General features: G+C 30.4%; 15 protein-coding genes and 8 tRNA genes. 22 read left to right on the forward strand and 1 reads right to left on the reverse strand.

What is annotated here, in order from left to right; all coding sequences use genetic code 11:
* Positions 1 to 59 precede the first annotated feature (59 nt).
* From BUA19_RS05500 to glmS, 21 genes are all read left to right on the forward strand, one after another.
* Positions 60 to 135: transfer RNA gene (locus BUA19_RS05500), tRNA-Val, on the forward strand.
* A 6-nt stretch (positions 136 to 141) separates the two neighbouring features.
* A tRNA-Asp gene (locus BUA19_RS05505) sits at positions 142 to 218 on the forward strand.
* A gap of 9 nt (positions 219 to 227) precedes the next feature.
* Positions 228 to 303, forward strand: a tRNA-Thr gene (locus BUA19_RS05510).
* 5 nt (positions 304 to 308) lie between these two features.
* A tRNA-Tyr gene (locus BUA19_RS05515) sits at positions 309 to 393 on the forward strand.
* A gap of 15 nt (positions 394 to 408) precedes the next feature.
* Positions 409 to 492, forward strand: a tRNA-Leu gene (locus BUA19_RS05520).
* A gap of 8 nt (positions 493 to 500) precedes the next feature.
* Positions 501 to 575, forward strand: a tRNA-Gly gene (locus BUA19_RS05525).
* A 10-nt stretch (positions 576 to 585) separates the two neighbouring features.
* Positions 586 to 659 (forward strand) — tRNA-Gly (locus BUA19_RS05530).
* A 4-nt stretch (positions 660 to 663) separates the two neighbouring features.
* Positions 664 to 740, forward strand: a tRNA-Arg gene (locus tag BUA19_RS05535).
* Positions 741 to 943: 203 nt separating this feature from the next.
* A complete protein-coding gene (cdaA, locus tag BUA19_RS05540; RefSeq protein ID WP_072724684.1) occupies positions 944 to 1,738 on the forward strand; it encodes a diadenylate cyclase CdaA in 795 nt (264 codons plus the stop codon).
* Positions 1,735 to 2,928 carry a CdaR family protein gene (locus BUA19_RS05545; protein ID WP_072724515.1) on the forward strand — a complete coding sequence of 398 codons (1,194 nt, stop codon included), beginning with the start codon at positions 1,735 to 1,737 and terminating at the stop codon, positions 2,926 to 2,928. The genes cdaA and BUA19_RS05545 overlap by 4 nt, the downstream gene beginning before the upstream one ends.
* A gap of 358 nt (positions 2,929 to 3,286) precedes the next feature.
* Positions 3,287 to 4,372, forward strand: coding sequence for a butyrate kinase (gene buk / locus BUA19_RS05550; protein ID WP_072724517.1), 1,086 nt, complete (start codon positions 3,287 to 3,289; stop codon positions 4,370 to 4,372).
* Entirely contained in the window at positions 4,372 to 5,286 is a 915-nt protein-coding gene (gene ptb, locus BUA19_RS05555) for a phosphate butyryltransferase (RefSeq protein ID WP_072724519.1), read from the forward strand. The genes buk (BUA19_RS05550) and ptb overlap by 1 nt, the downstream gene beginning before the upstream one ends.
* A gap of 18 nt (positions 5,287 to 5,304) precedes the next feature.
* Positions 5,305 to 6,378, forward strand: a complete 1,074-nt coding sequence (buk, locus tag BUA19_RS05560) for a butyrate kinase (protein ID WP_072724521.1) — start codon at positions 5,305 to 5,307, stop codon at positions 6,376 to 6,378.
* Positions 6,379 to 6,389: 11 nt separating this feature from the next.
* A complete protein-coding gene (locus tag BUA19_RS05565; RefSeq protein WP_072724523.1) occupies positions 6,390 to 7,067 on the forward strand; it encodes an ATP-binding protein in 678 nt (225 codons plus the stop codon).
* Positions 7,068 to 7,149: 82 nt separating this feature from the next.
* Positions 7,150 to 7,365 carry a 4Fe-4S dicluster domain-containing protein gene (locus BUA19_RS05570; RefSeq protein ID WP_072724525.1) on the forward strand — a complete coding sequence of 72 codons (216 nt, stop codon included), beginning with the start codon at positions 7,150 to 7,152 and terminating at the stop codon, positions 7,363 to 7,365.
* Positions 7,366 to 7,393: 28 nt separating this feature from the next.
* Positions 7,394 to 8,452 carry a 3-methyl-2-oxobutanoate dehydrogenase subunit VorB gene (locus tag BUA19_RS05575; protein WP_072724527.1) on the forward strand — a complete coding sequence of 353 codons (1,059 nt, stop codon included), beginning with the start codon at positions 7,394 to 7,396 and terminating at the stop codon, positions 8,450 to 8,452.
* Positions 8,452 to 9,198: a thiamine pyrophosphate-dependent enzyme gene (locus BUA19_RS05580; RefSeq protein ID WP_072724529.1), complete on the forward strand. Its 747-nt coding sequence runs from the start codon at positions 8,452 to 8,454 to the stop codon at positions 9,196 to 9,198. Before BUA19_RS05575 ends, BUA19_RS05580 begins: the two co-directional genes overlap by 1 nt.
* A gap of 1 nt (position 9,199) precedes the next feature.
* The gene (locus BUA19_RS05585; protein WP_072724531.1) at positions 9,200 to 9,745 is read left to right on the forward strand and encodes a 2-oxoacid:acceptor oxidoreductase family protein; all 546 of its coding nucleotides are present in this window, start codon (positions 9,200 to 9,202) and stop codon (positions 9,743 to 9,745) included.
* 269 nt (positions 9,746 to 10,014) lie between these two features.
* The gene (locus BUA19_RS05590; protein ID WP_072724533.1) at positions 10,015 to 10,854 is read left to right on the forward strand and encodes a YitT family protein; all 840 of its coding nucleotides are present in this window, start codon (positions 10,015 to 10,017) and stop codon (positions 10,852 to 10,854) included.
* Positions 10,855 to 10,949: 95 nt separating this feature from the next.
* Positions 10,950 to 12,296 (forward strand): phosphoglucosamine mutase, encoded by a 1,347-nt coding sequence (glmM, locus tag BUA19_RS05595; protein WP_072724535.1) that lies wholly within the window; start codon positions 10,950 to 10,952, stop codon positions 12,294 to 12,296.
* Positions 12,297 to 12,516: 220 nt separating this feature from the next.
* A complete protein-coding gene (gene glmS / locus BUA19_RS05600; protein WP_072724537.1) occupies positions 12,517 to 14,343 on the forward strand; it encodes a glutamine--fructose-6-phosphate transaminase (isomerizing) in 1,827 nt (608 codons plus the stop codon).
* A gap of 120 nt (positions 14,344 to 14,463) precedes the next feature.
* Here the strand turns inward: glmS and BUA19_RS05605 are convergent, their stop codons facing one another.
* Positions 14,464 to 15,108, reverse strand: coding sequence for a lipase family alpha/beta hydrolase (locus tag BUA19_RS05605; RefSeq protein ID WP_072724538.1), 645 nt, complete (start codon positions 15,106 to 15,108; stop codon positions 14,464 to 14,466).
* A gap of 250 nt (positions 15,109 to 15,358) precedes the next feature.
* On the opposite strand from BUA19_RS05605, the gene BUA19_RS05610 reads away from it, so the two are divergent.
* Positions 15,359 to 16,477 carry an MGDG synthase family glycosyltransferase gene (locus BUA19_RS05610; protein ID WP_072724540.1) on the forward strand — a complete coding sequence of 373 codons (1,119 nt, stop codon included), beginning with the start codon at positions 15,359 to 15,361 and terminating at the stop codon, positions 16,475 to 16,477.
* Positions 16,478 to 16,483 lie beyond the last annotated feature (6 nt).

The raw sequence follows: 16,483 nt of genomic DNA on the forward strand, positions 1-16,483 counted from the left end.
AAGACACCGCCCTTTCACGGCGGTAACAGGGGTTCGAATCCCCTAGGGGTCACCAAAATGGGCTCATAGCTCAGCTGGGAGAGCACCTGCCTTACAAGCAGGGGGTCACAGGTTCGAGCCCTGTTGAGCCCACCAATATTTGGCCTGGTAGTTCAGTTGGTTAGAATGCCAGCCTGTCACGCTGGAGGTCGAGGGTTCGAGTCCCTTCCAGGTCGCCAATTAAATATGCTGGCGTAGCTCAATTGGTAGAGCAGCTGACTTGTAATCAGCAGGTTGCGGGTTCGAGTCCCATCGCCAGCTCCAAATGAGGAGGGGTTCCCGAGTGGCCAAAGGGGGCAGACTGTAAATCTGTTGGCATTGCCTTCACTGGTTCGAATCCAGTCCCCTCCACCAATAAAAAAATAAAGTGCGGGTGTGGCGGAATTGGCAGACGCACTAGACTTAGGATCTAGCGCCTTGTGCGTGGGGGTTCAAGTCCCTCCACCCGCACCAAAAAATATGCGGAAGTGGCTCAGTGGTAGAGCATCGCCTTGCCAAGGCGAGGGTCGCGAGTTCGAATCTCGTCTTCCGCTCCAAAAAAAATATGCGGGTGTAGCTCAGTGGTAGAGTTCCGGCCTTCCAAGCCGGCTGCGAGGGTTCGACTCCCTTCACCCGCTCCAATATGTGCCTGTAGCTCAGCTGGATAGAGCAGTGGCCTTCTAAGCCACGTGTCCGGGGTTCGAATCCCTGCAGGCACGCCATTATAATAATTAAGGCAGGTATTTGTATAAAACACCTGCCTTTTCTTATGCGCTTGTATCAAATCATCATCTTTATAGAAAAAGATTTGATACAAGTGTATTTTTTTACTTGTTGAAATATATTTCAATTTGTGAAATAATTAATCCGTAAAACTATAAATACGGGAGGGCAATTAAAATTGTGGGAAATAAAAGATATAATTATGAATATAGGAATTTTAGATATTATTGATATAACAATAGTTGCATATGTTTTTTATAAGTTATATATGTTAATTAAAGAAACAAGAGCAGAGCAACTTATAAAGGGAATATTTGTACTTGTTGTAGCAACTAAAGTGAGTGAATATTTACAATTACATGTAGTTAATTGGATATTAAAAAATACAATGCAAATAGGAGTAATAGCTTTTTTAATAGTTTTTCAACCAGAACTTAGAAGAGCTTTAGAATATATAGGTAGAACAAAATTTATAATAAGGCATATAGGAGAATTTGATGATGAAGATATAGATGAGGTTATAGAGGAAATGGTAGAGGCTTTATTTTCTCTTTCTCGACAAAAAATAGGAGCTTTGATTGTTATAGAAAGAGAAACTGGAATAAACGATATAATACAAACTGGAACTATAGTAGATGCTAAAATAACACGACAGCTTCTCGTAAATATATTCATACCAAATACACCTCTTCATGATGGAGCACTTGTTATAAAAAATAATAGAATAAAAGCAGCTGGATGTTTTTTACCCCTCACTGAAAATAAAGATTTAAATAAAGAGCTCGGTACAAGACATAGAGCGGGAATTGGAATAACTGAAAGGTCTGATTGTATATCTATAATAGTATCTGAAGAGACAGGGGATATATCCATGGCTGAAAATGGACAACTATATAGAGCTTTATCCAAAGAATATATACAAGGCATACTAAACAAAAATTTGAAAAATCAAAATGAAAATAGAAGTATATTTAAAAGAGGTGGATTTTTTAAATGATAAATATTTTTAAGAGGAATATAAAAATAAAAATTATATCTATATGTTTTGCCTTTTTTGCATGGATATACGTAATGGCAGAAGTAGATCCTATTTTAATAAAAGATTTTAATAATGTAGCTGTTAAAATTACAAACATAGATGTTTTGCAAGATAGTAATATGGTAATAGATCCAAAATCTAATTTAAATGTAAAAGTAATGCTTAGAGGAAGAAGGTCTTTGTTAAAGGATATTCAAAAATCGAATTTAAATATTTATGGTAAATTTGAAAATATTAAATTAGGAGAAAATGAACTGGATTTAAACATAGATGTTCCTAATAATGTAACCTATACAATTATACCGGATAAATTAGTTTTAAATGTAGAAGAAAACATGTACGTAAGAAAATATATTGAACTTGATAAGATTAATAAGTTAAAAGAAGATTTTAAAATATCTAATATGAATATAAATCCCGAATACACATATGTTGAAGGACCTAGAAGTTTAGTAAAAAAAGTAGATAGATTAGTTTGCAAAGTGAATTTAAAAAATAAATTTAAAAATTTTAATGCTAAAATACAAATAGTTCCTTTGGATAAATACGGCAAAAAAGTTGAGGGTGTAAACATTAAAGATAAGTATGCGTATGTAAGTGTGGAGGTATTAAAAACTAAAGAGGTGCCTTTGAAAATAAATTTAACTGGAGATTTAGATGAAAATTACAAATTATTAGGATATGAGTTAGAGCCAAAAAATATTACTATATCAGGACCAAATGAATATATAGATAATATAAAAGAATTATATGTTGAGGATTTTGATATATCTGGTTTAAATGAAGATAAAAGTGTAGATTTAAAAATAAATATTCCTGAAAAAATTCAAACGGAAATAAAAAAAGTGAATTTAAAAATTAATGTGTCTAAAATAATCAGTAAAAATTTTATAATATCTAAAAATAGAATTGTATTCAAAGGAGATATACATAATTTGGATATTTCAAAAAATAATCTTCCGGATAATATAAAAGTAAAAGTTGCATATTTAGAAGATTTAGAGGAAAAAATAAAAGAAGAAGATATACAATTATTTATCAATATGCAAGAAAATGAAGGTAATCATGCAAAATTCAAAATAAAATACAGTATGCCATATGATGTAGAAAATGTAGAAATAGAGCCGAAATACGTCGTTATAGAATAATAATTGGAATGAAAAAATGCAAAAAAATTGCTAAGTGATATTGCAATTTTTATTGCATTTTTTTTTATTTCAATATATCATAATAATATGAGATAAAAATTTTTATGGGGTGATTATAACAGTTGATGAAAACCTATAAAAATATAAATCAAGTAACTACTCTACATTTTCATTTTGGAAAATTAGTTGCTTGATTTAAAAAAGAGAGGTGAATAAAAGTACCGTTGGCTTGCGGTATAGCATTGTAGAGATATGCTATTATGTACACTAATATTTGTAAAAATATTGAGTGTATGAATAAAATCTATAATTTTTATATATTTATTTAGATTTTTATAGATTTTATAAAGCTGATACTGTGTCTAGAGTCTATATTCTTGTTATAAATCCAGGTTCAACTTCTACAAAAGTAGCTTTGTTCAAAGGGTGTGAAAACGTTATCCAAAAGAATTTAATTCATTCTTCAAAAGAACTAGAAAAATATGAAAAAGTATCAGATCAATTTGAATTTAGGAAAAAAATGATTGTTGATTGGATAAAGCAAGAAGGATATAAAATGGATGATTTAATAGCAGTTGTAGGTAGAGGTGGACTTTTAAGACCTATGCCAGGAGGAACATATAGAGTAACTGATAAGATGATAGAAGATTTAAAAATCGGAATACAAGGTGAACATGCATCTAATTTAGGAGGAATAATAGCAAAAGCTATAGCAGATGAACAAAATATAGAAAGCTTTATAGTAGATCCCGTTGCAGTAGATGAATTTGAAGATATAGCGAGAATATCGGGAATGCCAGAGATAGAAAGAAAATCTTTAGGACATGCTTTAAATATAAAAGCAGTAGGAAGAAGAGTTGCAAATAGATTAGGAAAAAAATTTGAGGATATAAATATGATAGTTGCTCATCTTGGAGGAGGAATAAGTGTTGCTCCTTTAAGAAAAGGTAAATCAATAGATTATAATAATGCAAATGAAATGGGACCATTTTCTCCAGAAAGAACAGGAGGAGTTCCTGTAGGAGATTTGGTTAAAATGTGTTTTTCGGGAAAATATACATACGAGGAAATTAAATCAAAAATTAGAGGAAAAGGTGGTCTTGTAGGATATCTTGGAACTAACGATGCACGAGAAGTTGTAAAAAGGATTGAAACAGGAGATAAAAAAGCAAAACTTGTATTTGAAGCTATGGGATATCAAATAGCAAAAGAAATAGGCTCTATGGCAACAGTTTTAAAAGGAGATGTAGAATTTATAGTTATTACTGGAGGATTAGCTTACTCTGAATATTTAACTAATTACATAAAACCTATGATAGATTTTATTGCTCCTGTAATAATAGAACCAGGAGAAGATGAAATGAGAGCTTTAAATGAAGGAGCTTTAAGGGTAATAAACAAAGAGGAGACGCCTAAAATTTATGAAAATGAGGTGAAGTTGTAATGAGAAATTTTGAAGAAGTAATTAAATTTGCTAAAGAAAGAGGGCCTAAAACTATATCAGTAGCTTGTGCTCAAGATAAAGAAGTTTTAATGGCGGTAGAAATGGCTAGAAAAGAAGGTATAGCAAATGCTATATTAGTCGGAGATTTAGAAAAAATTAAAGACATAGCAAATGAAATTAATATAGATTTAAATAATTATGAATTGATAGAAGAAAAAGATTTAGCATTGGCTTGTAAAAAAGCTGTAGAACTTGTTTCGACTAAAAAAGCACATATGGTAATGAAAGGACTTGTAGACACTTCGATAATTTTAAAAGCAGTTCTTGATAAAGAAATAGGTCTTAGAACAGGTAATGTTTTAAGTCATGTTGCGGTATTTGATCTTCCAGGTTATAATAGGTTATTTTTCGTAACAGATGCAGCTATGAATTTAGATCCTGATTTACAGACTAAAAAGCAAATTATAGAAAATGCTTGTCAAATAGCTCATGCTTTAGATATAAATGAGCCAAAAGTTGCTGTAATATGTGCTAAGGAAAAAGTAAATCCTAAAATGCCGGATACAGTAGATGCAAAAGAATTAGAAAAAATGAATCAAAGAGGAGAAATAAAAGGTTGTATTGTTGGAGGACCTTTTGCTTTAGATAATGCAGTGTCAGTAGAAGCTGCTAAACATAAGGGAATAAATCATCCGGTTGCTGGGATGGCTGATATACTACTTGCACCTGATATAGAAGCAGGTAATATACTTTATAAGTCTATGGTGTTTTTTGGAAATTCTAAAAATGCAGGAGTAATTGTTGGAGCAAAAGCTCCGGTTATATTAACTTCAAGAGCTGATAATGAAGAAACTAAATTAAACTCTATAGCGCTTGGGGTACTAACAGCAGCTAAAATAAATGATAATAATTAAAGAAAGGAGAAGACTTTAATGAGTAAAAATTTTAAGATTCTCACTATAAATCCAGGGTCAACATCTACTAAAATAGCAGTATTTGATAATGAAGAATTAGTATTTGAAAAAACTTTAAGACATTCTTCTGAAGAGATAGGAAAGTATGAAAAAATATCGGATCAATTTGAATTTAGAAAAAATGTAATAGAAGAAGCTGTAAAAGAAAACGGAGTTAAATTAGAGGAATTAGATGCAGTAGTTGGAAGAGGTGGGCTTTTAAAGCCTATAGAAGGTGGTACTTATAAAGTAACGGATAATATGATAAAAGATTTAAAGACTGGAGTTTTGGGAGAGCATGCTTCAAATTTAGGAGGAATAATAGCAAAAGAAATAGCTGATAAAATAAATGTTCCATCTTTTATAGTGGATCCTGTTGTTGTAGATGAGCTTCAAGATGTTGCTAGAATATCAGGTATGCCAGAAATTGAAAGAAAAAGCATATTTCATGCTTTGAATCAGAAGGCTACGGCGAGAAGAGCTGCAGTTGAAATGGGTAAAACATATGAAGAAATTAATGTAATTGTGGCTCATATGGGTGGAGGAATATCTGTAGGAGCACATGAAAATGGAAAAGTAATAGATGTAGCAAATGCTTTAGATGGAGAAGGTCCTTTTTCTCCGGAAAGAACAGGAGGACTTCCAGTTGGAGATTTAGCTAAAATGTGTTTTTCTGGAAAATATACTTTAAATGATATAAAGAAAAAAATAAAAGGAAATGGTGGCTTAGTAGGGTATTTAGGAACTAATGATGGTAGAGATGTAGAAAAAATGATAAAAGAAGGAAATGAAAAGGCGAAACTTATTTATGAAGCCATGGCATATCAAGTTGCTAAAGAAATAGGGGCTTGTGCTACTGTCCTTAAAGGTAAAGTAGATGCAATAGTATTAACAGGAGGAATAGCTTATTCTAAAATGTTTGTTAATTGGATACAAGAAAGAGTATCTTTTATAGGAGAAGTTAAAGTATATCCAGGAGAGGATGAAATGATAGCTTTAGCTCAAGGAGGACTTAGAGTTCTTAGAGGAGAAGAAGAAGCTAAGACTTATTAGTAGGTGATTAAATGATAAAAGACGATAAAAGAATAAGGATTATAATAGGACATTATGGAAGTGGGAAAACAGAATTTTCTATAAATTATGTAATGAAAATGAGAGAAGAATTAGCAGGTAATATAGCAATAGCAGATTTGGATATAGTTAATGTATATTTTAGAACAAGAGAAAAAAGAGATATTCTAGAGAGTAAAGGAATAAAAACTATATATAGTTCTGTGCAAGCAGCAGCTGTAGATGTGCCTGCTGTATCAGCAGAAGTAATAGCACCTATTCAGGACAAATCCTATAATTATGTTATGGATGTAGGAGGAGACTTTATAGGAGCTAAAATAGTTGGGAGATTTTCTCATCTTTTAAAAGAAAATGAATACGATATGTTTTGTGTTGTTAATGCAAATAGACAAGAAACAGCTACTGTTGAAGGTATAATTAAACATATAGAGCAAATAGAAAAATCAGCTAAATGTAAAGTTACAGGACTTATAAATAATACTCATTTGATAAGAGAAACCACAGTTGAAGATGTACTAAAAGGTCAAGAATTGGTAAAAGAAGTTTCGAAAATCAAGAATATACCTATAAAATATGTAGCATGTATTGAAAAAGTAATAAAAGATATTCCAAAAGATATTGAAGGAGAAATATTTCCGATTAAAATGTATATGAGAGAGGATTGGATGTAGTTTATTTGTCTGAGATAAATTCGATGAAGACTTATAATATATAATTTGTTTGTATGTTTAATATATTTAAGGAGGGTTTTAAATGGCTAAGGGTAAAGTACACTTTGATCAAGATCGCTGTAAAGGATGCGAACTTTGTACAACAGTTTGTCCAGTTAATATAGTTGTTATGGACAGAAATAAAATAAACAAAAAAGGATATAACCCTGCAACAGTAACTGATATGGACAAATGTGTAGGTTGTGCTAATTGTGCGACTATGTGTCCAGACTGTGTAATAACAGTAGAAAGAGAATAATATATAATTTTTTAAGGAGGGAAAAAATATGGCTAAGGTTTTAATGAAAGGAAACGAAGCTGTAGGTAGAGCAGCTATAGAAGCTGGCTGTAAATATTTCTTCGGATATCCTATAACACCTCAAAATGAGATACCAGAATATATGTCAAGAGAATTGCCTAAAGTAGGAGGAGTATTTGTACAAGCAGAATCAGAAGTATCTGCAATAAATATGGTTTATGGAGCAGCAGGATCTGGTGCTAGAGTTATGACATCATCTTCTTCGCCTGGAATTGCCTTAAAACAAGAGGGAATTTCATATATAGCAGGTGCTGAGCTTCCAGCAGTTATAGTAAACATGATGAGAGGAGGCCCAGGACTTGGTGGAATTCAACCTTCGCAAGCTGATTATTTCATGTCAACAAGAGGAGGAGGAAATGGAGATTACAGAACTCCTGTTTATGCACCGGCTACAGTTCAAGAAGCTGTTGATATGGTAATGGAAGCATTTGAAGTTGCTGATTATTATAGAACACCAGTTATGGTAGTAGCAGATGGTATGATAGGACAAATGATGGAACCTGTTGAATTTAAACCTCCTAAAAAGAGAGATTTAAAAGAAAAAACTTGGGCTACAACAGGAACTAAATGCGAAAGAAAACCAAATATTATTAATTCTTTATTCCTTGATCCTCAACAACTTGAAGATCACTGTTTTAAATTAGATAAGAAATATAAAGAAATAGAGAAAAATGAAGTTAGATATGAAATGTATAAAACTGAAGATGCAGAGCTTGTATTTGTAGCTTATGGTACAACTTCAAGAGTTGTTAAGAACACAGTTGAAGCTTTAAGAGAAGAAGGAATAAAAGCAGGACTTATAAGACCTATAACATTATGGCCATTCCCATTCAAAGCATTTGATGAAATTCCAAATGCTAAAAACTTATTAGTAGTTGAAATGAGTACAGGTCAAATGATAGATGATGTTAAAATAGCAAATGCAGGAAGACTTCCTGTTCATTTCTATGGAAGAACTGGTGGTATGATTCCAACTCCGGATGGAATTATACAAAAGGCTAAGGAAGTATTAGGGGGTGCTAGATAATGGCAGTTGTATTCAAAAAAACTGAAGGTTTAACAGAAAAACAAACTCATTACTGTCCTGGTTGTACTCACGGCATAATACATAGATTAGTAGGAGAAGTTTTAGAAGAATTAGGAGTTTTAGGAGATGCGATAGGAGTTGCTCCTGTTGGCTGTTCGGTACTTGCATATGATTATTTTAACTGTGATATGCATGAAGCAGCTCATGGTAGAGCACCTGCTGTTGCTACTGGTGTAAAAAGAGTTCATCCTGATAAAGTAGTATTTACATATCAAGGAGATGGAGATCTTGCTTCAATTGGTATTGCTGAAATAGTACATGCTGCAGCGAGAGGAGAAAAAATAACTACTATATTTGTAAATAACGCTATATACGGTATGACTGGTGGACAAATGGCACCGACAACTTTACCTGGTCAAAAAGCTACAACAGCACCTTTGGGAAGAGATGTAGAACTTGCGGGTAATCCAATAAGAATGTCTGAAATGCTTGCTACTTTAGATGGAGCAGTATTTGTAGAAAGGGTAGCAGTAAATAATCCGACTAATATAAGAAAAGCTAAAAAAGCTATTAAAAGAGCTTTTGAAACTCAAATATCTGGGAAAGGATTTTCAATAGTAGAAGTATTATCTACTTGCCCAACTAACTGGGGAATGCATCCTGTAGATGCTATTAAGTGGTTAGAAGAAAATATGATGCCATATTATCAATTGGGTAATTTTAGAAATCCAGAGGAGGTGAAGTAATATGGCAACAGAAAAAATAATATGTGCAGGATTTGGTGGACAAGGTGTTATGTCTATGGGACAATTAATGACATATGCAGGAATGTTAGAGGATAAAGAAGTTTCTTGGCTTCCTTCATATGGACCGGAAATGCGTGGAGGTACAGCAAATTGTTCTGTTATAGTTTCTGATACTCCAGTAGGATCTCCTATAATAACTAATGATGCTACTACAGCAATAGTAATGAATTTACCTTCTCTTATAAAATTTGAAAAAGATGTAGTTTCTGGTGGAAAAATATTTGTAAATAGTTCATTAATAGATCAAAAAATAGAAAGAGAAGATATTGAAGCTTATTATATACCAGCTAATGAAATTGCATTGGAGCTTGGAAATGCAAAAGTTGCTAATATGGTTATGCTTGGAGCATACCTTGAAGTTACAAAAACAGTAAAAACTGATTCTGTACTTGAAGCATTTAAAAAAGTATTTGGACCAAGTAAAGAAAAATTTATACCACTTAACAAAGAAGCTCTTGAAAAGGGAGCTGCTGCTGTAAAAAAATAAATTTGTCTTAAAATATCAAGGTCGCTGATTTAATCAGCGGCCTTTTATGATTTTTTATAAAGGTTATATTTCAATTTTTGTAAAAAAATTTAAATTAGAATGAATGAAAAGTATATAAAAAAAACAAATAAACTGTAAACATGAAATTTTAATTGCAAATTATGAATGATGTGAAAAAAAACATGCATATTGAATAAAATAAGTTGTATTATAAAAATTATGGGGTTATAATCAAAGTGAAAAGAGATTAATTTTAAGGAGATGAAATTATGAACCTCTTGTTTAGGTTGTTAAATTTATCTTTGGGGAGTTTATTCTGTGCAATAGCTATTAACGGTTTTTTAGCACCTAATCATCTTTTAAGTGGAGGAGTAGGAGGAATAGCTATAATACTTAATTATATATTTAAGATAAACATAGGACTAATAGTATTATTTGTTAATATACCTTTATTTTTAATAGCTTATAAAAAGTTAGATAGAAACTTTATAGTTTATAGTCTTATAAATATGATTATATATTCTTTTTTTATAGGAATTACATCGAATATATATGATTATATAAAATTAGATGATTTAATGCTTTCTTGTATATTTGGTGGAGTTTTGAATGGAATAGGTATGGGAATTACATTTAGAAATAAAGGTTCTCAAGGAGGAACTGATATTATAGCAGCTCTTATAAAGAAAAAATGGGATATTAATTTGGGAACAGCCCTTATGGCAGCAAATTTGATGATAGTAAGCATAGGTGGAGGAGTTTTTGGTATAAAAAGAGCTATGTATACACTTATTGCTTTATATGTTGGATATCAAGTTTTAGATAAAATTCAAATGATGCTTGATGCAAAAAAATGTGCCATGGTAATATCAGATTCTTCTGAGGAAATATCAAAAGATATTATGAATATAATGGGAAGAGGAGTTACTTTTCTTCAAGGAGAAGGAGCTTATTCAAAAGACAGCAAAAAAGTTATTTATACAGTAATTAATCCAATTGAACTTCCAAAGCTTAAAGAGATAGTTGAAAAACACGATAAAAATGCATTTATATCTATAAACGAAACACAAGAGGTTCGAGGAAGAGGATTTAAAGAAAGCTATATATAATGTCAATAAATGTTATGGTTGTAAATTTAATATATTTTGTGATATATTTAAAAAGGGTATCTTTACCCTTGTTTTTTTTTGAAAGGAGGAATGAAATGAGAAAATTATTTGGAACAGATGGAGTGAGGGGAATAGCCAATAAAGAGCTTACAAGTGAACTTGCATATAAATTAGGTAGAGCAGGTGGATATGTTCTTACAAGAGGTAAAAAAAATATAAAAGTAGTAGTTGGAAAAGATACTAGAATATCAGGAGATATGTTAGAATCAGCTTTAATATCAGGGATAATGTCAGTTGGTGCTGATGTTATATGTGTTGGTGTAGTTCCAACGCCAGCAGTAGCATATTTAACTAAATATTATGAAGCAGATTGTGGAGTAGTAATTTCAGCATCACATAATCCGGTAGAATACAATGGAATAAAGTTTTTTAATAAAGATGGATATAAGTTAGATGATTCTATAGAGCTTGAAATAGAACATTTAATAGAAGAAATGAATAAAATAGAATGTAATCCTATAGGAGAAAATATAGGTACTAAAATAGAAAAAAAAGAAGCTGTAAGGGATTATGTTAATTATTTAAAATCTATTGTAGATGTTGATTTTAAAAATTTAAAGGTAATATTAGATTGTGCTAATGGAGCTTCTTTCGAGGTTGCACCTTTAGTTTTTGAAGAACTTGGAGCTAATGTAATAACTATTAATAATAAGCCTGATGGAAAAAATATAAATTTAAATTGTGGATCTACTCATCCAGAACTTTTACAACAAGAAGTTCTAAAAAACAATGCAGATATTGGTCTTGCTTATGATGGAGATGCAGATAGATTAATAGCAGTAGATGAAAAGGGTCAAATTGTAGATGGAGATCATATAATGACTATATGCGCATCTTATTTAAGAAAGCAAGGAAAACTTAAAAAAGATACATTAGTAGTTACAGTGATGAGCAACATTGGACTTCATATAGCAGCAAAAGAAAATAATTTTAATATCGTTTCTACTAAAGTAGGAGATAGATATGTATTAGAAGAGATGATAAAGGGAGGATATAATCTAGGAGGAGAACAATCAGGTCATATGATATTTTTAGATTATAATACTACTGGTGATGGAGTTTTAAGTTCGTTAATATTATCTTCTATATTAGTTGATGAAAATAAATCTCTGTCAAATCTTTGTGGTATAATGAACAAGTATCCTCAAGTATTAGTTAATGCTAGAGTGAAAAATGAAAATAAGAATAGATATTTAGAAGATGCACATATTAAAGGAGAAATAGAAAAAATAGAAAAAATATTAGATGGTAAGGGTAGAGTACTTATAAGACCATCTGGAACTGAACCGCTTGTAAGAGTAATGTTAGAGGGTAAAGAGGAAGGTCAAATAAAAGATTTAGCTACTTCTTTAGCTAATCTTATTGAATCTAAGTTATCTTAAGCGTGATTTTCATGCTAGATAAAGCGCCAGGACTTAAAAATTGCATATTTTTAAGTTGACGAGGAACAGGGTTTATCGAATATCGGCGGATGCCCTGCGGTGTGTTTACCACCGAAAAGGTTTTACAAAACATATAAGCGATTATATGTACAAAAAAAACCGGGTAAACTGACCTTTCTCCTTAAATAAATTATTTAAAATTTTTAAGGAGGTTTATTTTATGTGTGGAATAGTAGGATATATAGGAAATAAAAAAGCGACAGATGTATTAATAAATGGATTGTCAAAGCTTGAATACAGAGGATACGATTCAGCTGGATGTGCTGTGAATTCAGGAGATAGTCTAGAAGTTAGGAAATTTAAAGGAAGACTTTCTGTACTTGAAGAAAATTTAAATGAAAATCCTCTAAATGGAACATTAGGAATAGGGCATACAAGATGGGCAACTCATGGAGCTCCTTCAGATGTCAATTCACATCCTCATTTAAATATGGATGGAACTATAGCTGTAGTTCATAATGGAATAATAGAGAATTACTTACAGTTAAAAGATTGGTTAATATCAGAAGGTAAGGTGTTTAAATCTGAGACAGATACTGAAGTAATAGCTCATTTAATAGATTATTATTATGAAGGAGATTTATTAGATGCTGTATATAAAGCCATGGCTAAACTTAGAGGAGCTTATGCTATAGGAGTTATATCAAAGGATCATCCTGATAAATTGGTTGCTGTAAGAAAAGAAAGCCCCCTTGTTGTAGGGATTGGAGAAAATGAAAATTTTATAGCATCTGATATACCAGCTTTACTTAAATATACGAGAGATGTGTATTTTTTAGAAAATGGTGAAGTTGTATATTTAACTAAAGATGAAGTTAAAATATTTAATGAAAATAGAGAAGAAGTAAAAAGAGATATTTATCATGTAACTTGGGATGCAGAAGCTGCATCTAAAGGTGGATTTGATCATTTCATGATAAAAGAAATAAATGAACAACCAAAAGGAATTAAAGAAACATTAATTAGAAGACTTGATGAAAATGGAAAAATAAAATTAGATGATATAAAACTTACAAAAGAAGATTTAGAAAAAATAAATAAAGTTTATATAGTTGCTTGTGGTACAGCATATCATGCAGGACTTGTTGGTAAATATGCAATAGAAAAGTTTGCAAAAATACCTGTAGAAACTGATATAGCATCTGAATTTAGATATAGAGATCCATTTGTAGATGAAAATACGCTTTTAATAGTTGTAAGTCAATCAGGAGAAACTGCTGATACATTAGCTGCTTTAAAAGAAGCTAGATCTAAGGGAGCTAGAATACTTGCTATTACTAATGTAGTAGGTTCATCTATAGCTAGAGAAGCTGATGATGTGTTCTACACTTGGGCAGGACCTGAAGTTGCTGTTGCATCAACTAAAGCTTATACAACTCAACTTGTTTCTTTATACATGATAGCACTTGATTTTGCTATTAAAAAAGGAACTATAACTGAGGAAGTTTATAGACAAACAATAAAAGAATTAGAATTTGCATCAGATAAAGTTCAAGAAATAATAAATAATGCAGATAAAATAGAAAAAATAGCGGATTCTATAAAAGATGCACAAAATGCTTTCTATTTAGGAAGAGGACTTGATTATTATATTGCCATGGAAGGTGCTTTAAAAATAAAAGAAATTTCTTATATGCACGCAGAAGCTTTTGCAGCAGGAGAGTTAAAGCACGGAACTATAGCTTTAATAGAAGAAAATACGCCTGTGATTGCTATTGCTAGTCAAGATTATTTATTTGAAAAAATGATATCTAATATGAAGGAAGTTAAAGCTAGAGGAGCTTTTGTTATAGCGTTAGCTAAGGAAGGAAATAAAGAAGTAGAAAAAGTAGCAGATAAAGTTATATATATACCAGAGGTTAGCGATATTTTATCTAGCATATTAACTGTTGTACCTCTTCAAATACTTTCTTATTATGTAGCAGTGAAAAGAGGTTGTGATGTAGATAAACCGAGAAACTTGGCAAAATCTGTAACAGTAGAGTAATAAAATAAAAAGCCATGGGGTTGAGCTAACGGTACCCATGGCTTTTTTTAATAGGATATTTCTTTTTTAAATCAAGCACTTGATTTATATTTTTGTAATATATGTTTTTTACAATTAAAATCATCTAAAATGACCATTTTCAATAAAAGTATTGACTAATTCTGCAATTTCATACTTATGGTGAATCTCTTTATGTCCATAAGGAACAACGATAAAATCTTTTAGTTCTTTGTATTTTACAGAATTGACCTGAACTCTACCATCATTTTCAGTTTTTAATAATTTCCCTAAAAGTAAATTGTTTTTATTACCTGCAATTGCTCCTATTTCAACAGATTCTATATGTTTTAAATTTAAACTTTTTACACTTTCAGATCTTAATGATTTTAATGTCTTAAAAATATTAATAAAAATTATGGATAATTTTGAAGCTATATTTGCTAATTGACTTCCGTTGTTTGGAGTGGATATTAAAACACATCTATTTATTTTATCTACATATTTTGTATTGGATAAAAAATGCCTTATTATCAACCCGCCAGTACTATGACCTACAAGATTGATTTTTTCATTTTCTTTTAAACTATATATAGTTTCTTTTATTTTTTGTTCAAAAATAGAGCTACAATGTTCAATTTCTTTAAATGTTAAGGGTAAATCAATCAATATACATTTATAACCTATTTTTTCTAAATTTTCTTTCAATGTTTGCATATCTTTTTTATTTTTGCTGAATCCATGAACTAAAATTACTTTTTTATTCATTTATAATCTCCTAAGAATTTAGTATGTGAATATATTTACATTATAACGTATTTGAAATTATTTTTGCATGAATTAACAAAATAAAATAGAAATAAAAGCAGCGCAAAATACATTTAGATAAAATAAATAAATTTGTAATTATGTTGAATATTTAGTATTATTTTTAGTAGGATTTTTTAGAAATTATGTAGAATATTGAATTTTTTATCTAACTTGTGATGAGGGGATTGTGTTTGAAAGGATGGTTAAAATGATTAGAGATGATATTTTGATATTAACAGCAAATTTTGGATCAGGTCATGTTTGTGTAGCTAATGCAATAAAAGAGCAATTAAAAATATATGATGATAGTTTGAATATAGATGTTGTAGATATAGTTAAAATATGTAATCCTCATTTAACTGATGAGGTTTATAAAGCTTATGAAATTTTGGTTAAAAATAATCGTGATATATATAATTATTTTTATAAAATGAGAGCTAAAGGGCAGGGGATAATGGACAAAATAATATATAAGATGTATTTATCAAAAATAGCTAAATGTATACGAAATAAAAATCCAAAGTTTATAATATCTACTTTTCCTATGTGTTCAGGATTTGTATCTATGTATAAGGAAAAATATAAAAGTAAAATCCCTTTTATAACTTGTATAACAGATGTAGTAGATAGTTGTGAGTGGATTTATCCAAATACTGATAAATATATGGTTGCAACACAATCTATAAAGTTAAATCTTATAAATAAGGGAATAGATTCAGAATGCATTGAAGTAACAGGGATACCAGTTAGAAAAAATTTTTTAGTTAAATGTAATGATGATATAAGAAAAAGATATAATATAAAAAATTCTGATTTTGTAATACTGATTATGGGTGGGGGATTAGGTCTTTTACCAAAAAATGATGAATTTTATACTTATCTTGATAATTTAGAAAATGTTAAGACTATAGTTATAACTGGAAAAAATAGAGAGAGGTTTAATTATTTAACTAAGAAATTGAATTTAAAAAATACTATAGTTAAAGGGTTTACTGATGAAATAGATAAATTTATGAAAAATGCTGATATCCTCATAACAAAGCCAGGGGGTGTTAGCACATTTGAAGCTATTCATTCTGAAATTCCAATGTTAGTTAATGAGCCTACTTTAGCTCAAGAGTTAGAAAATGCAAATTTCATAGAAAGAAGTGGCGTTGGTATAGTAGTTAGAAATTCTAATGAATTTAAAAATATAGTTAAGGAATTTATAATAAGCGATAGATTGAAAAAAAAATTAAGAGAAAATATAAAAGAAGTTAAAAAGCAATTAAATATGGATATGTTGATAGATTATGTTGAAAATATTAAAGAAAAGTCTATTGTTTAAAACGGG

Source organism: Tepidibacter thalassicus DSM 15285, assembly GCF_900129915.1.
GTDB lineage: Bacteria > Bacillota > Clostridia > Peptostreptococcales > Peptostreptococcaceae > Tepidibacter > Tepidibacter thalassicus.

Excerpts from the sequence above, each read along its gene's own strand:
- BUA19_RS05570 (WP_072724525.1), top strand. The coding sequence starts at position 7,150 with ATGGCTAAGGGTAAAGTACACTTTGATCAAGATCGCTGTAAAGGATGC.
- buk (WP_072724521.1), top strand. The coding sequence starts at position 5,305 with ATGAGTAAAAATTTTAAGATTCTCACTATAAATCCAGGGTCAACATCT.
- BUA19_RS05545 (WP_072724515.1), top strand. The coding sequence starts at position 1,735 with ATGATAAATATTTTTAAGAGGAATATAAAAATAAAAATTATATCTATA.
- glmS (WP_072724537.1), top strand. The coding sequence starts at position 12,517 with ATGTGTGGAATAGTAGGATATATAGGAAATAAAAAAGCGACAGATGTA.
- BUA19_RS05575 (WP_072724527.1), top strand. The coding sequence starts at position 7,394 with ATGGCTAAGGTTTTAATGAAAGGAAACGAAGCTGTAGGTAGAGCAGCT.
- BUA19_RS05565 (WP_072724523.1), top strand. The coding sequence starts at position 6,390 with ATGATAAAAGACGATAAAAGAATAAGGATTATAATAGGACATTATGGA.
- BUA19_RS05590 (WP_072724533.1), top strand. The coding sequence starts at position 10,015 with ATGAACCTCTTGTTTAGGTTGTTAAATTTATCTTTGGGGAGTTTATTC.
- BUA19_RS05585 (WP_072724531.1), top strand. The coding sequence starts at position 9,200 with ATGGCAACAGAAAAAATAATATGTGCAGGATTTGGTGGACAAGGTGTT.
- glmM (WP_072724535.1), top strand. The coding sequence starts at position 10,950 with ATGAGAAAATTATTTGGAACAGATGGAGTGAGGGGAATAGCCAATAAA.
- BUA19_RS05610 (WP_072724540.1), top strand. The coding sequence starts at position 15,359 with ATGATTAGAGATGATATTTTGATATTAACAGCAAATTTTGGATCAGGT.
- ptb (WP_072724519.1), top strand. The coding sequence starts at position 4,372 with ATGAGAAATTTTGAAGAAGTAATTAAATTTGCTAAAGAAAGAGGGCCT.
- cdaA (WP_072724684.1), top strand. The coding sequence starts at position 944 with ATGAATATAGGAATTTTAGATATTATTGATATAACAATAGTTGCATAT.
- BUA19_RS05580 (WP_072724529.1), top strand. The coding sequence starts at position 8,452 with ATGGCAGTTGTATTCAAAAAAACTGAAGGTTTAACAGAAAAACAAACT.
- BUA19_RS05605 (WP_072724538.1), bottom strand. The coding sequence starts at position 15,108 with ATGAATAAAAAAGTAATTTTAGTTCATGGATTCAGCAAAAATAAAAAA.